The sequence below is a fragment of the Paenibacillus sp. JCM 18996 genome, assembly GCF_055392555.1.
Window position 1 is genome coordinate 482,850 of sequence record NZ_AP043884.1, and the last position, 15,782, is coordinate 498,631.

Annotated in this window: 8 protein-coding genes; 7 read left to right on the forward strand and 1 reads right to left on the reverse strand. The window is 57.0% G+C overall.

Annotated features, from left to right (window positions below; translation table 11 throughout):
• Positions 1 to 133 precede the first annotated feature (133 nt).
• From ACZ5N7_RS02345 to ACZ5N7_RS02375, 7 genes are all read left to right on the forward strand, one after another.
• Positions 134 to 1,216, forward strand: a complete 1,083-nt coding sequence (locus tag ACZ5N7_RS02345) for a lactonase family protein (RefSeq protein WP_464657051.1) — start codon at positions 134 to 136, stop codon at positions 1,214 to 1,216.
• Between the two features lie 131 nt (positions 1,217 to 1,347).
• Entirely contained in the window at positions 1,348 to 1,530 is a 183-nt protein-coding gene (locus ACZ5N7_RS02350) for a hypothetical protein (protein WP_464657053.1), read from the forward strand.
• Positions 1,531 to 1,653: 123 nt separating this feature from the next.
• On the forward strand, positions 1,654 to 2,589 hold the full coding sequence (locus ACZ5N7_RS02355) for a DMT family transporter (RefSeq protein WP_464657054.1): 936 nt from the start codon (positions 1,654 to 1,656) through the stop codon (positions 2,587 to 2,589).
• A gap of 463 nt (positions 2,590 to 3,052) precedes the next feature.
• The gene (gene addB / locus ACZ5N7_RS02360) at positions 3,053 to 6,613 is read left to right on the forward strand and encodes a helicase-exonuclease AddAB subunit AddB (RefSeq protein WP_464657056.1); all 3,561 of its coding nucleotides are present in this window, start codon (positions 3,053 to 3,055) and stop codon (positions 6,611 to 6,613) included.
• Complete coding sequence (locus tag ACZ5N7_RS02365; RefSeq protein WP_464657058.1) at positions 6,598 to 10,782, forward strand: UvrD-helicase domain-containing protein; 4,185 nt, start codon at positions 6,598 to 6,600, stop codon at positions 10,780 to 10,782. Before addB ends, ACZ5N7_RS02365 begins: the two co-directional genes overlap by 16 nt.
• Positions 10,783 to 10,838: 56 nt before the next feature.
• Positions 10,839 to 12,038, forward strand: a complete 1,200-nt coding sequence (locus tag ACZ5N7_RS02370; RefSeq protein ID WP_464657060.1) for an exonuclease SbcCD subunit D — start codon at positions 10,839 to 10,841, stop codon at positions 12,036 to 12,038.
• Positions 12,035 to 15,541, forward strand: coding sequence for an AAA family ATPase (locus ACZ5N7_RS02375; RefSeq protein WP_464657062.1), 3,507 nt, complete (start codon positions 12,035 to 12,037; stop codon positions 15,539 to 15,541). The genes ACZ5N7_RS02370 and ACZ5N7_RS02375 overlap by 4 nt, the downstream gene beginning before the upstream one ends.
• Before the next feature lie 80 nt (positions 15,542 to 15,621).
• Here the strand turns inward: ACZ5N7_RS02375 and ACZ5N7_RS02380 are convergent, their stop codons facing one another.
• Positions 15,622 to 15,765, reverse strand: a complete 144-nt coding sequence (locus tag ACZ5N7_RS02380) for a hypothetical protein (RefSeq protein ID WP_464657064.1) — start codon at positions 15,763 to 15,765, stop codon at positions 15,622 to 15,624.
• Positions 15,766 to 15,782: the final 17 nt, after the last annotated feature.

The following is a 15,782-nucleotide window of genomic DNA, read 5'->3' on the forward strand; positions in this document are numbered from 1 at the left end:
TTTTGTCCGCTCTTATATTCGGATTCGCATGATAAAAACAGTCGGCGTCAGCATTTGATTTCAGGTGGGGGAACATTGTATTTTTAAAGAAGCAATCCAACTTGTAACGACTACGCTTAGGGAGGAATAATAAATGACGGTTCAATCGGGAAGTTTGCTTGTTTTTGTAGGTTCGTATGCGGAAGCCTCCGATAACGGGGTGTATGTGTATTCGTTTGATGAGAACAGCGGGCAGCTTTCTCTTGTGGATCAGGCTTCGGGACTGAGGAATCCGACCTTTTTGAATTTGGACATGCCGCGTCTCAAGCTTTATTCCATTGCGGAAGGTGTGTCGGATCAGGGGAAAAAGACGGCAGAGGCTGTCTGTTTCTCCATCGATCCGGGTAAAGGCAGTTTGACGGAGCTGAACCGTACGGTCACTGTCGATGCTCCTTCCTGCCACATCCAAAGGGATGCGGAAGACCGCTATCTTATCCAGGCGAGCTACCATGGAGGGAAAGTAGGATTGGTTTCCTTAACGGAGGAGGGCCTGGTCGGCGGGCCGCTTGATGTCAAACAGCATGAAGGGACAGGACCGAACCCTTCCCGGCAGGATCAGCCTCATCCGCATTCGGCCTTTTTCAGTCCCGATCAGCGCTATCTTTTTGTGCCTGATCTGGGTATTGACCGAATTCGCGCCTACACGATTGATCGCGTCCGCAACACTCTGGAGTTCCACGGAGACACTGAAACCCATCCGGGAGCGGGGCCGCGGCATCTGGTATTCCATCCCAATGGAAGGTTTGCTTTTGTCATTAATGAGATCGACTCGACCATTACCTCCTACCGCTATGACGCCGAAGCGGGGGAACTGCTTTCGATTGAGGTGGTGCCGACGCTGCCGCAGGACTTCAATGGGGAGAATACATGTGCGGAAATTGCTGTTTCCGAGGATGGAAGGTTTGTGTACGGGTCTAACCGGGGGCATGACAGCATAGTGGTGTATGCGGTGGACGCGGACTCCGGCCGCTTGACTCTGGTGGAGCATGTATCCACAGAGGGAGCTCATCCCCGCCATTTTGCTTTGACGCCTGGAGGCCGATATCTTATCGCCGCAAACCGCGATACCAACAATCTTGTCGTGTTCCGGGTTGACGGAGCTACTGGGAAGCTGAAGACTACAGGCCACTCGGTGGCATGTTCGAGACCCGTTTGCGTGAAGCCGGCTTTGTTTTAATTGAAGAAAGTACCTTGCAAGTCCTCGAAAAAGGCTTCTACATATTATGCAAAAACGGTCGTTCTACCAGCGGACAGGCCGTTTTTGCATACTGCTTAAGCAGCAGGAGAAGGATCAACAGGAGGAAACTTATGTCTGGAGAAAATAAATGTCAGATTCAACGAACAGGGACGGTGTACAGTTTAGAGGATCACCATTTCATCATTGAGGTCGACGGCAGGAAAACGAAGGTTCCGGCAGCGAAAGTGAATTCTGATTGTAAACCCGGTGACAAAGTGAAATGGACAGGCAGCCAGTGGTCCAATATCGAGTGAGGCATACACCCTGCTTGACGGAACCCAGGGCATACAGCCGTAATTTCAGGATTAGTACAAGAAAGCGATACATAAAAATAAGAAGGCTTTATCAAATACGCTGCTTCACGGGAGGTGGAACGTTTGCGCCCGGTTTGGTTAGGGATTTGTGCTGCCTTCTTTTTTGCCGTTACTTTTATTCTTAACCGGTCGATGTCGTTATCAGGCGGAAGTTGGATGTGGAGCGCTTCGCTTAGGTATACTTTTATGGTTCCTTTTCTTCTTGTCATTGTCGTGGGAAGGGGGAATTTACGGCCTCTGCTGCAAGAAATGGGGAAAAATAAAAAAGCATGGTTACTTTGGAGCTTTGTCGGGTTCGGATTATTTTACGCGCCTTTGACGTTTGCAGCTGCATTCGGCCCGGGCTGGCTGGTTGCGGGAACTTGGCAGGCGACGATTGTATGTGGTTCTTTGCTGGCTCCGCTGTTTTATGAGACGTTGGAGACATCCGGCGGGGCAGTGAGATTGAGGAGAAAAATACCTTTCAAGGGACTGTCCATGTCCCTTCTTATCCTGGTGGGCATCGCTGTGATGCAGATTCAGCAAGCTCAGCAGCTGCCTGTAAGGCAAATTCTGATCGGCATGCTTCCTGTCCTTATCGCTTGCTTTGCCTATCCGCTGGGCAACCGTAAAATGATGGAAGTATGCGGCGGCCGCTTGGACACCTATCAACGGGTACTGGGCATGACCGCGGCCAGCATGCCGCTGTGGCTTCTGCTTTCGCTAATCGGATGGATTTGGGAGGGGCCGCCTTCATCTGCCCAAACGATCCAGTCGCTAATCGTGGCGATTTCCTCAGGTGTCATTGCCACCGTCCTATTTTTCATGGCGACAGATGCCGTGAAACACGATATCCCAAAGCTTGCCGCCGTAGAAGCTACCCAATCCGTCGCCGTCCTGTTTACCGCCATCGGGGAGGTCGTCCTTTTAGGGATGCCTGTGCCCTCTCTTTTGTCGTGCTGTGGAATTGCGTTGGTGATCATGGGTATGGTTCTGCACAGCTTTTTTTCGTCAAGATAACCAGCGGCTCCAGCCATTCATAAGTTGCTTCTCGCATATCACTTCTAAAGGCGAGAAGGCAAGAAATTTTTGTTTATCTATCATTCCTCTATCCTCGCTTTAACGTAACCGTTATTCTTCAACCTGGCGACGGATTCGGTCAATGATTCGCTGGTTTTAGTTTCAATGACAACAGACAAATTATTGTTCCGGGCCAAATCCAATCTGTTATTGATCGGCACGACACCCGTGTATAGAGGTTGGGGGAGCCAGTGCGGAGGAGTTGAAGAAAGGGTACTTTTTTGATGCGGCGGAGGAGCTGTTCATTTGTTTGATCTGCGGGATCGACCGGGCGGGTCGGCGTGTGGAAGGCCGTTTTTTGTGCTTGCCGGCAAAACGCGAAATTATGTTCTCGTTTTTTGGTCACAATGGCCATAAATTATGATAGAATAGTAGGCACACCAGATGAAATGAGGCCGAAATTATGCCTATCGAATTTGTCATCGGAAGGGCCGGAACCGGCAAAAGCGAGTTCTGTCTGAATCAAATACGCCGTCGCCTTTTGGACAGCCCGCAGGGACATCCGCTCATTCTGCTTGTGCCGGAGCAGGCGACGTTCCAGGCAGAGCATGCGCTCGTATCGACGCCGGGGATCGGCGGGATGATCCGGGCTCAGGTGCTGAGCTTCCGAAGGCTGGCTTGGCGCGTTATGCAGGAAGCGGGCGGCACGGCGCGTCTGCCGATGAGCGATATAGGGAAGAAGATGCTGCTTTACCGCATTGTACATAGACATGAGACCGAGCTTCGCAGCTTTCAGCCGAATACGGGCGGGTTCGGGTTTATCGACCGGCTGCATTCGTTGTTCAGCGAGTTCAAGAGGTACTGCTTGACCTCCGGCGGTTTACAGGATTACGGCAAGCAGCTGTACGGAGTTCCGTCAGACCGCCGCGAAGCGCTGCAGGATAAGCTGCATGACCTGGTACTGATTTACGGAAGCTTTGAGAAGGAACTTTCGCAGCAGTATCTGGACGGCGAGGATTACGTCACTCTGCTTGCCGAGCAATTTCAAAAGTCTTCTTACGCGCGATCGGCCGCTTTCTGGATCGACGGCTTTCACGGATTTACTCCGCAGGAGTTTACGGCTTTGGGACAAATCATGCAGTGGTCCCGGAGCATGACGCTTACGCTCACGCTGGACAGGGAATATAGTGCGGGAGAGAAGCCGCATGAACTGGATTTATTCCATCCTACAGCGAGAACGATGATCCGGCTCCGGGAAATGATCGATGAGCTGGGGCTGGAGAGCAGCCCGGTCATCGTGCTGACCAATCAGGATACCCCAAGATACAGGCAGGCGGAAGCGCTCCGCTACATGGAGAATGCTCTGGCAGGCAGAAGCAATGCGCCATACAGCGGAAAACTTTCGTCAGATGAGGTTGCCCGCCAGGTCTCCGTTCATGCCGCCGTCCACCGCCGTGCCGAGGTGGAGGGGCTTGCCCGGGAAATCACCTCTTTGGTCAGGGAGGGCAAAGCCCGCTGGAGGGATCTGTCCGTCCGGGCGCGCAATATGGAGCCATACAGCGACCTTGTGGCGACCGTATTCAACGATTACGGCATCCCTCATTTTCTCGATCAAAAGCGTTCCATCATGCATCATCCGCTCGTTGAATTTATCCGTTCGGCGCTGGAGGTTGTCCAGCACTATTGGAAATATGATGCATTGTTCCGCTGTGTCAAAACCGATCTGTTCCTGCCTCTGCCCGATTCATCTGAAACGGGTGAAGAGGCGGCAATTGACCGCAGAGCGATGGACCGGCTGGAGAATTACGTGCTTGCCTTCGGCATTCAGGGGTCGCGCTGGACGGACGGGAAACCGTGGAATTACCGGTTCAGGGCCGTATCTGATGATGAGGAACAGGAGATGGCGGGCGGGGAACAGCAGGAACTGGAGCTCATCAACCGCTGCCGCCGGCTGGTCGCCGAGCCTCTGCACAATTTGCAGAAAGGCTTGAAGCAGTCACGTAATGCGGCGGAAATGACGGCTGCCTTGTTCCGCCTGCTGGAGGAAGTTTCCGCCGCAGACAAGCTGGAGAGCTGGAGCGAGGGAGCGATCAGGGAAGGCCGCCCCCAAAAGTCGAGGGAGCATACCCAGGTATGGGGCTATGTGCTCGATGCGCTCGATCAGCTCGTGGAGCTGGCCGGCGAGGAGAAAATGCCGCTCGATATCTATGCGAAGATGCTGGAAACGGGTTTTGAAAGCCTTGAACTGAGCCAGGTTCCCCCGTCTCTCGATGGGGTGCTGATCGGTTCCCTGGACAGAACCCGTTCGGGGCAGGTGAAATACGCCTTTGTTCTCGGAGTCAACGATGGCGTGCTGCCGGCAAGGCCGAATGAAGACGGGGTGTTATCCGAAAATGAGCGTGATTGGCTGCTGCAGTCGGGTATGAGCCTGGCGGAGGGCTCGCGGAGGAAGCTGCTTGACGAGCAGTTTATCGTATACAACGCGCTGAGCATGGCTTCGGAGCATCTGTGGATTTCTTATCCGCTGGCCGACGAAGAGGGGAAGTCGCTGCTTCCGTCGGAAATCATCCGCAGGGTACAGAGATGGTTTCCGATGATTCGGCAGCGGCAGCTGATGAGCGAACCTTCCCCGACCGTTTCGGAGGAAGATCAGCTCGATTATTTGATGCACCCTGCCCGTTCATTGTCTTACCTGGCGGTCAGGCTGAAGCAGTGGATGAAGGGCGCTCCCATGTCTGATATGTGGTGGGAGGTTTACAATTGGTTCGCCGAACGTCCGGAATGGAATCATCGTCTTGGAGTTATGACCGCTTCACTCTTTTATTCAAATTTGGAGCTTTTATTGCGCGGAGGGACGAGCACAAAGCTCTACGGCAGCACTTTGAGGGCCAGCGTTTCCCGGATGGAAAGGTTCGTGGCTTGCCCGTTCTCGCAGTTTGTTTCACACGGTTTGAGGCTGAAGGAACGCAAGATATACCGTCTGGAAGCGCCGGACATCGGACAGCTGTTCCACGAAGCGCTTCGCCGGTTCTCAGATCAGCTGCAGGAGGAGCGGATCCATTGGGGTACGCTTTCGGCGGACGACTGTCTGCGGAGGGCCTCTTTGGTGGTCGACCAGCTGACTCCAAGGCTGCAGGGAGAAATTCTGCTCAGCTCGAAGCGTTACCATTATATCGCGCGCAAGCTGAAGCAAATTGTCGGGAAAGCGTCGATGATGCTTGGAGAACACGCGCGCAGGGCGCAGTTTACGCCTGTGGGGCTGGAGCTGCCTTTTGGCACGGGGGAATTGATTCCTCCTCTGCGTTTTCAGCTGGACAACGGCTCCTCTATGGAAATTATAGGGCGGATCGACCGTGTGGACCAGGCGCAGGGCGAACAAGGAACACTGCTCAGGGTGATCGACTATAAATCGAGCGAAACCCATCTTCAGCTTGCTGAAGTTTACTACGGCCTGGCGCTGCAAATGCTCACGTATCTGGATGTCGTCGTCACCAATGCAAGCAAGTGGCTGGGACATGGAGCTCATCCGGCCGGGGTACTTTATTTTCATGTGCATAATCCTCTGCTCCACACGAAGAACGGACTATCGTCGGATATGGTCCAGAAGGAATTGAAAAAAAGGTTCAAGATGAAAGGACTGCTCATTGAAGATACGGGCATCGTCAAAATGATGGACAGCTCGCTGGAGAATGAATACGGAACTTCGGAGCTGCTGCCTGTGGAGATAAAAAAGGACGGTACTTTCGGCAAACGTTCATCCGTCGCGTCGCCTGCCCGTTGGGAACAGCTGCGCAGCTTGGTAAGGAACCGCATACGGACGATAGGAACGGAAATAACCAATGGGGTAGTGGATATTTCTCCTTACCGGCTGGGCAATAAATCGGCGTGCCAGCATTGTTCGTTCAAATCGGTGTGCCAATTCGACCCTCTTTTTGAAGGCAATGAATACAAGCAGTGGAAGAGGCATGGCAAGGATGAAATCTGGCAGGCTTTGGAGGGAAAGGGTACGTGGAAGAAAGATTGAGGAAGCCCGAAGGCAGCACATGGACGGACGACCAATGGGAGGCGATTGCCCGCCGGGGGCAGAATCTTCTGGTGGCCGCTGCGGCAGGGTCCGGCAAGACAGCGGTGCTGGTGGAGCGGATCATCCGCAGAGTAGCCGATGAACGGGATCCGGTTGATGTCGACCGTCTGCTGGTCGCGACATTTACAAAGGCGGCAGCAGCGGAAATGCGTCATCGTATTCGCGATGCGTTGGAGAAAGCACTGTCCGCAGCGCCGGAATCCGAGCATCTGCGGAGGCAGCTCGCCCTGATCAATCGGGCATCGATCACGACGCTGCATTCATTCTGTATGGAAGTGATCCAGCGCCATATTCAATCGATCCGGCTGGATCCGGGGTTCCGGATCGCGAATGAAACCGAGGCGGAGCTGATTCGGCAGGATGTGCTGGAAGAGCTGTTCGAAGAGCAGTATGGAGCGGCCGACGAGGGCGGACCGTTCTGGCAGCTGGTGGACAGGTTCAGCGGGGAGCGAAGCGACGACGCGTTATATAGGTTGGTGCAGCGGATATATGACGAATCGCGCAGCCATCCCTGGCCCGGGCACTGGCTGGAGAACATGGCGTCGCTGTTTGATACGGGCGATCCCGGCCTGTGGACGGAGAGTCTCAAGAAGGACGTGCTGCTGGAGCTGCACGGAGCGGGCAGCCTGATCCGGAAGGCGGCCGCACTCGCTGAACGGCCCGACGGACCGGCCGCCTATCTTGACAATTTACGCGAGGATGCTGATCTGATCGAGCATTTAACGCAGATGTGCGGCGTTTCCTGGGAGCATATGTACCATGCTTTTCAAGGGGGCGGCTTCGGGCGGCTGAAGACAATCAAGGGCGATGAAACGGATATAGAGCTAAAGGAGCAGGCCAAGGAGCTCCGCAATGCAGCCAAGGACAAAATACAAAAGCTGAAAGATGAGCTGTTCGGCCGGCCACCGGAGCAGTTTCTCGAGGAGCTGCGGGAAATGGCTCCGGTCATCCGTACGTTGGTCGGTTTGGTTAACGAATTTTCCGCCAGATACAGCAAAGCAAAGCAGGGAAAAGGGCTGCTGGATTTTGCCGATCTGGAGCATTACTGCCTGCAGATTCTGTGCGGGGACGAATCCGAACCGGGGAAGCTCGTTCCTTCTGCCGCCGCTCTTGAATACCGCGAGCAGTTCGTGGAGGTGCTGCTTGACGAATATCAGGACACCAACAGAGTGCAGGAAGCGATGATCGAGATGATCTCCAGGCCTCTGCCGGGGAACCGTTTCATGGTCGGGGACGTCAAGCAGAGCATCTACCGTTTTCGGCTGGCGGAGCCGGGGCTTTTTCTGGAAAAATATAAAGCTTACGGTGAAGTAGACGCTGAAGCCGGCAAAAGAATCGACCTCGCCCGTAACTTTCGCAGTCGCAGCCAGGTTGTCGACGGAGTCAATTTTCTGTTCAAACAGCTGATGAATGAGCGGGTAGGGGAGATCGACTACGACGAGCGCGCGCAGCTCGTGTGCGGAGCGGCATTTCCCCCTGCGGGACACGGGGACAACGACCTGATGAACATTGAAGTGCTGCTCATTGACCGGGAGAAAGCGGAAGCAGTGGAAGACGACGGTTCGGAAGAAGAACAGAGCACGGATGCGCAGGAAAAAGCGGAAGGTGATGGACAAGGAGCCGCATTGCTGGACGCGGAGCTGGAGATGGAAACCGCCCGATTGGAAGCGAGGCGCATAGGGCTTGAGATTATGCGGCTTATGGGGCAAGCGGCGGAAGAAGCGGGGCACGCTGCCAATACAGGAGCAGCTGAACCTGATGCAGGCGTGACTTTAGGGGAAGCAAATACTCCCGGACAGGGGACTGCATCCGCACAGCCGGCGCCTTTTCAAGTGTTTGATAAGCGGACTGGCGGAATGCGCAGCGTATCTTATCGGGACATCGTTGTGCTGCTTCGAGCGACATCTCAATGGGCGCCTGTTTTTATCGAAGAATTCCGCTTGATGGGCATTCCCGGATACGCCGACCTGAACACCGGATATTTTACCGCCACGGAAGTGGAAGTAATGATGTCGCTGCTCAAAATCATCGACAATCCATATCAGGATATTCCTTTTGCCGCCGTGCTTCGTTCTCCTATTCTGGGGCTGTCCGCAGATGATATGGCGCAAATCCGGATCCACGGTGAAGGTGAGGCATATTATGATGCAATGCGAACTTTTGTGGAAAAATATACCTCTATGCCAGCGGACGAAACCGCCGAACAGCCCGTCCTGGAGGAAGTGCCTGCTTTATCGCAGATTTTGGGAGTTACGGGGTTGGCGGGCCCTTCATACAGTTCACTGTGGAGTGCAAGTTCCCCGAGCCATCCTCTGATTCTTCCTTTCGGCTCCAATGAAGCGGCTGCGGTGCGCGAGACCGGCACAGAGGAGGCTGGGGAGGAACAGTCCTTCATGGAGGAACGGGAGCGGCTTACCGCATTAGCGGCCAAGCTCGGCCTGTTCTTGTCCGCAATGGAAGCCTGGCGCACGGAAGCGAGGCAGGGCTGTCTGTCGGATTTGATCTGGAGCATTTTCCGCGAGACCGGTTTTTATGATTTTGTGGCGGGGATGCCTGGCGGCCTGCAGCGGCAGGCGAATCTGCGCGCTCTCTATGACCGGGCCAAACAGTATGAAGCGACCTCGCTAAGGGGCTTGTTCCGTTTTCTCCGTTTTATTGAGCGGATGAAAGACAGCGGGGGCGACCTTGGAACAGCCAGGGCTCTGGGCGAACAGGAAGATGTGGTAAGGATCATGTCGATCCATAAAAGCAAGGGTCTGGAGTTTCCGGTCGTATTTACTGCGGGATTGGCCAAAATGTTCAACCAGCAGGACCTGAACGGCTCCTTCCTGCTTCATAAGGAGCTCGGGTTCGGTCCGAAATTTGTCGACCCCGAGCTGCGGGTCTCCTACCCGATGCTGCCCATGCTGGCCATCCGCAGAAGGATGAGAATGGAAATGCTCGCCGAGGAAATGCGGATTTTATATGTAGCCTTGACCAGGGCCAGGGAAAAGCTGTACCTCACCGCGACGCTGTCCTCTCTGGGCAAGCAGCTCCGAAACTGGCAGATGGCGATGGGGGGCGATTCGTTTGCTCTGCCTGACGCGCAGCTTGCGGGTGCCCGTTCTTACCTCGATTGGGTGGGTCCCGCTCTGATCCGTCACCCCGATGCGGGTTGCCTCCGGGAACTCGTCGGTTATGAAAGCTCACCGACCCCGGCGATCATGTCTGACGAACCGTCGCGCTGGGTGATCCGGGTGATTAAAGCAGGCGATATCGCCGCGTTTTCCACGCAGGCAAGCGAGTCGACAGTGCAAGAAGAAAGGCTGGAGTCGCTGAGGAAGCTGCAAAAAGCGGAGCTTCCGCAAGAGCCCTGGAAGAAGGCGATTGCGGAGCGGCTGGATTGGAGCTATCCATTTGAGTCGGCGCCGAAATTTTTCTCAAAGACTACCGTATCCGAGATGAAGCGGCTGGAGGAGCGCGTGTTGGAACGCATCTCGGACGAGCCTGTGGGTGTTGAGTCATTTATAGTTCCTCTTGGTGAAGGAGCATCGGTCCAAGGACCGGCGAAGCTGACCAGAAGGCCCCGTTTTATGGAGCAGAGGAAGATGAATGCGGCGGAGCGGGGGACGATCTACCATGCGGTGATGCAGCAGCTGCCATTGGACAGGCTGCTCAGTCTGGAGGAAATAGACTTCGTTATGGACGAGATGGTACAGCGTTTGCTGCTGATGAAGGAACAAAGAGAAGCGGTAGACGCGGCCACGATCCGGCAATTTTTTGACAGTGAGCTTGGGGGCGTGCTGCTGAGCGGCGGGAATGTGCACCGTGAGGTGCCTTTCAGCTACGGGCTTTCGGCCGAAGAGGCCTATGGGGCGGGTGCGGAAGGCTTGGAAGACGTCGTATTGATCCAAGGGGTGATCGACTGTCTGGTGGAAGCGCCGGAAGGTCTGGTGCTGATCGATTACAAGACGGATGCCGTTTACGGGGAGCGGCTGGATTTGTTGAAGGAACGCTACCGGGTTCAGTTAAGTCTCTACTCTAGGGCCGTGGAAGAAATATGGAAAAAGCCGATCGTCGGAAAATATCTGTACTTTTTTGACGGGGGACATGTGCTGTCCATGGAGTAAGAAAGCATGAGGTCTGGACCACCCGGGAATTTTGATGATAAAAGGAGGGATCGTTTATGCGGATTCTGCATACGGCGGATTGGCACTTCGGCCGGTCTTTGGAAGGACGGAGCAGGCTTCCCGAACAGGAAGCTTTTATGGACGAGCTTGTGCAGCTTGTGCGGGATCAATCGATAGATATCGTGCTGATGGCAGGCGACGCTTACGACTCCGTCAATCCTCCCGCATCCGCCGAGATGCTGTTCTACGAAGGGCTTGCCCGGCTGGCGGACGGAGGAAAGAGGCAGGTAGCGGTGATTTCAGGCAATCATGACCACCCTGAGCGGCTGTCCGCTTCGGCTCCTTTGGCTGCGGGACAGAGCATTACGCTCGTCGGCCTTCCGACGGCGGAGCTGCAGGTGATCGATATTACCCGCACAGGGGAAAGAGCGCATTTGTACGCGCTGCCCTACCCTTCCGAGTCCAGGCTGAAGGAGCTCCTGACGGAAGAGGTGGAGGAAGAAAAGCTGCGAAGCGCTTATTCGGACAGGATTGCGCGTTTGGTGGCGGGGCAGGGGAAAGCTTTTCGCAGGGATACGGTGAATCTGCTGATGAGCCATCTTTATGTGCTGGGCGGGATGGAGACGGAATCCGAACGGCCGATCCAGGTAGGCGGAGCCTATACGGTGGACACAGCCGCTTTATGCGCCGAGCATTTGCAGTACGCGGCGCTCGGACACCTGCACCGTCCGCAAAACCTGAAGGCGCCGCTGCCCATCCGCTATTCCGGTTCGCCTTTGGCTTACAGCTTCTCGGAAGCGGGCCAGGCCAAATCGGTCACTTTGATCGAGGCAGAGCCAGGCAAACCTGCGGCCATAAGCGAATTGTTCCTGAGCTCGGGCAGGCCGCTCGTCAGGTGGCAGGCTAAAGAAGGGCTTGCCGAAGTACACAGTTGGCTCGATCAAGGAAAAGACGCAAGCGCATGGATCGATCTGCAAATTCATATGACTGAAGCGATGTCCATGGAACAGATCCAGAATTTGAGGCGGGCGCGTGACGGTTTTATCGGCATCCGGCCGGTCTATCCGGAGATGGAGCAGGCTATGAGCGAGCAGATCAGGGTGTCGAGCCTTCCTGTCGACGAGCTGTTCCGCAGGTTCTATACAAAGCAGACCGGCGGCGCCGAGCCGGAGGAAGAACTGGTCAGGCTGTTCCTTGAGTTGGTCCGGGATGCGGATGAGGACGCTGCCGGAACGGGAAGGGAGGAAACGGCATGAAGCCGATCTCTTTACATATCGCGGGGCTGCAGAGCTACCGGGAGCTTCAAAAAATCGATTTTGCAAGCTTGTGCGACGCCGGGGTGTTCGGAATATTCGGTCCTACGGGCAGCGGAAAATCGTCCATTCTCGACGCCATGACTTTAGCCTTGTACGGAAAGGTCGAAAGAGCCTCCGCCGGGACCCAAGGGATCATGAACGCTGCGGAAAATGCGCTGACGGTGTCGTTTGTTTTTGAACTGGCCGGCGCGGATGGCGGAGAGCGCTACAGGGTGGACCGCCAATACAAGCGGGGAAGCGATATTTCCGTGAATTCCACGGTTATCCGGATCCTTAGGCTGAGTGAAGCCGGAGAGTCTGTGGTGCTTGCCGATAAAGCAAGGGACGTTGACCAAAAGGTTCTGGAAATTCTTGGTTTATCGATGGAGGATTTTACGAGGGCGGTGGTGCTGCCCCAAGGCAAGTTCGCTGAATTTCTTTCATTGAAAGGAAGCGACCGCCGTAAAATGCTTCAACGGTTGTTCCATTTGGAAGCGTATGGAGACGGCTTGAACAAAAAGCTGAAGAGCCGCTGGGAAGCGGCGGATATGGGACTGAAGCAGCTGCAGGCCGAACAGCAGGGATTGGGGGCCGCCTCCAAGGAAGCGCTGGACGAAGCCAAAGACGGGCTTGTCCTGGCGCAGGAACAGGCGCAGCGAATCCGAAAACAGCTGCAGGAGTGCCAGCGCGAGTATGAGGAGCGCAAGACGGTAATGCGGCTGCAGGAGGAGAAGGCGCAGCACGAACGGCAGCAGGCGCAGCTGGCTGAGCGGGAGCCCCACATCCGCTTGCAGGAAGAGAGACTTCGGCGCGCAGAGCAGGCGGAACGGCTGCGGCCGTACAGTGAGGCTCTGGAGTCTGCGCGGAAGAGCCTGGCGGAGCACAGCGCCCGGCTTGAGACCGCGGTGGCCCAGGCTGCCGCGGCCCGCGAGAGCTGTGAAGCGGCTCGCGCAGCCAACGAGGCCGCTTACAGCGAGCTGGCGGCGAACGAAGCGCCCCTGCTCGTTCGATTGGAGCAGTTGCAGCAGGCGCTCGGGCTGCAGCAGGAGCAGCGGCGGCTGGCGGACGAAGCCGCCGGGCTGCAGGCGGAAGCCGGGCAGGTCGAGGCCAGGCTGCAGCAGGCCCGCGCCGAGCTGCGCGCGGAGAGCGGCCGCAAGGAAGCCGCCCTGCGTAAGCAGGCGGCGCTGAAGGAGCAGCTCAAGGCGGTGGAGGCGCCCGCAGAGCTGCGGCAGAAGCTGCAGGCGGCGTATAACGACGCCCGCAGCCTTGCGGCGTACGTGCAGCAGGGCGCCGAGCTCGCGCACGAGCTCGAGGCGCAGCGCGAAGCGGCCGCGCGGCTCGGCGCCGCCGAGGCCGCGGGCCTGCAGGCGCAGCGCGCGCTGCAAGAGCGGCTCGCAGCCGCGCTGCTGCAGGCTCGTGCGCAGCACGGCGCGCTGGGCGCGGCCGAGCGGCTCGCCGCGCAGGCGCAGGCGGCGCTGCCGCGGCTGCTCGAGCGCGAGCGCGGGCTGCGCCTCGCGCGGCACAGCGCCGAGCTGGCCGCGCAGCTGGCGCAGCAGCTCGCCGCCGGCGAGCCGTGCCCGGTGTGCGGCTCCGCCGAGCACCCGGCTCCGGCGCGGCCAGGCGCCGCCGGGGCTGACGCGCCGGACGACGCTCCGGCGCGGCTTGAGGCTCTCGCGGAGGAGACGCGAGAGCTGGCTTACGCCGCGCGGCATAAGCGCGAGCGCCTGGACCGCCTGCAGCGGGAGCTGCAGGCTGCCCTACCGGAGTTCGCGGCGCAGGAGGCAGCTGCCGCCGCGGAGCCCGATGCGCCGCTCGCTGCCACGCCCGAGCAGCTGGACACTCGAGCGTCAACTCTCGCTCCCGCGGATGCACACGCCTCTGCTGCCGAGCCCGACGCGCCGCTGGCTCCCGCCCCCGCCGCTCTGCCGGACGCGGCCAACCTTGTGGAGCAAGCCAAAACCATGCTCCACAAGGTGGAATCGCCGCTCGGCGAACTCGAGCGCGGGCTCGCAGAGCTCCTCAAGCAGCTCGCTCAGCTCGAACGGCAGCACCATAAGAATGCCGCCCACAGAGAAGCGGCACAGGCAGCGCTGGCGGCAGTCGAGCAAAAGCACGCAGGGCTCATGCATACCATCGACTCCCTGCAGACCCAGTGGAGACGCAGCTATGAACCGATCGCCTCGCTTGATACGATTGAGGCTCTATATATACAACAGCGGCAGAGCGAAGAACAGGCCGAGGACCTGCGCAAACGCATCGATATTTCGGTGCCGTACATAGAGAAGATTGCGGCAGCCATCGAAGAGCGCCAGAAAACCATCTCCGAAGAAGAAAAACGGGAGATCGCCCTGCAGTCCGACCTGAAGGGGAAAGGAGATCAGCTTGATGCAGCCACCGAGCTGCTGAAGCAAAGGATCGGCAACAGTTCGGCCGAATCGCTCATCTCCGAGGCCCAGAACCGGCTTGACCTGCTGAAATCGGGCGAAAGGCAGGCCAGAGCCGCTTTTGAGGAAGCAGGGCACAAGCTGCACCAACTCGAACAGCAGGTGAGCGGCGAGAAGCAGGCGGTAGCGTCCTGCCGTAAACAGCTCTCCGAGAACAGCGGCAAGTGGGAGGAAGCCTTAGCTTCCACCTCATTCGCCGCACTGGAAGAAGTAAAGGCCGCAATGCTTCCCAAACACGAAGCCAAGGCTGCAGCGGAAGAGACCGCCGATCACCGCAGTAGGGAGAAAGAAATCAATATCAAACTGCTCCGGGTAAACGAACAGTTGAACGGCAGAGCAATTACACCGGAAGAATGGGCTGCGGCAGAGGCCCGGCTGGCTGAAGCCAAGCAGTTGGATGAAGCTAATCTGCAAACGAAGGCAAAGGCCGAAAGAGACCTGGAGGATGTTGAAGCGAGGCATGGGCAGTGGAACCGGCTGGAGGAGAAGAAAACGGCTCTGCTTGTGCTCCATGAGCGGCTGGGCAAGCTGCAGACCGTGTTCAGGGGCAGCGCTTTTGTGGAATTTATGGCGGAAGAACAGCTTATGCAGGTTTCACGGGCCGCTTCCGAACGTTTGGGACAGCTGACCCGGCAGCGCTACGCTTTGGAGGTCGACTCCGGAGGCGGATTTGTCATAAGGGATGACGCGAACGGCGGGGTCAGACGGCCGGTCACCACTCTTTCGGGCGGAGAAACCTTCCTCACTTCCTTGGCGCTCGCGCTCGCTCTCTCCGCACAGATTCAATTGAAGGGAATCTATCCCCTCCAATTTTTCTTCCTGGACGAGGGCTTTGGAACGCTGGACCAGGATTTGCTGGAAACAGTCATTACGGCGTTGGAGAAGCTGCATATGGATAAGCTTACGGTGGGTGTCATCAGCCATGTGCCCGAACTCAAGGCAAGGCTTCCCCGGAAGCTGATCGTTCACCCGGCGGAACCGTCCGGAAGCGGCAGCAGAATCGTGATGGAAGGCATGTAGCCAATAAAGGCAGCCAAGGTGAAGCGACTTCCCGGCACTTTGCGGCGCTGGATGGCGGCTGTAAGACCGGCATGGATCTTTCACTCGCTCGCTGAATGGTCCAGCCCTGCTTCACTGAACTCATCTTGCTTCTGCAATGCAGCCCGGAAGGCTCCCCAGCCATGGCTGCCTTCTCCGCCGCAGCAAGCGCATTTGCCTGCCGCGGAAAGCAACTTTATTGTCACGGAGACGTATAACTCCG

Excerpts from the sequence above, each read along its gene's own strand:
- ACZ5N7_RS02345 (WP_464657051.1), top strand. The coding sequence starts at position 134 with ATGACGGTTCAATCGGGAAGTTTGCTTGTTTTTGTAGGTTCGTATGCG.
- addB (WP_464657056.1), top strand. The coding sequence starts at position 3,053 with ATGCCTATCGAATTTGTCATCGGAAGGGCCGGAACCGGCAAAAGCGAG.
- ACZ5N7_RS02350 (WP_464657053.1), top strand. The coding sequence starts at position 1,348 with ATGTCTGGAGAAAATAAATGTCAGATTCAACGAACAGGGACGGTGTAC.
- ACZ5N7_RS02375 (WP_464657062.1), top strand. The coding sequence starts at position 12,035 with ATGAAGCCGATCTCTTTACATATCGCGGGGCTGCAGAGCTACCGGGAG.
- ACZ5N7_RS02370 (WP_464657060.1), top strand. The coding sequence starts at position 10,839 with ATGCGGATTCTGCATACGGCGGATTGGCACTTCGGCCGGTCTTTGGAA.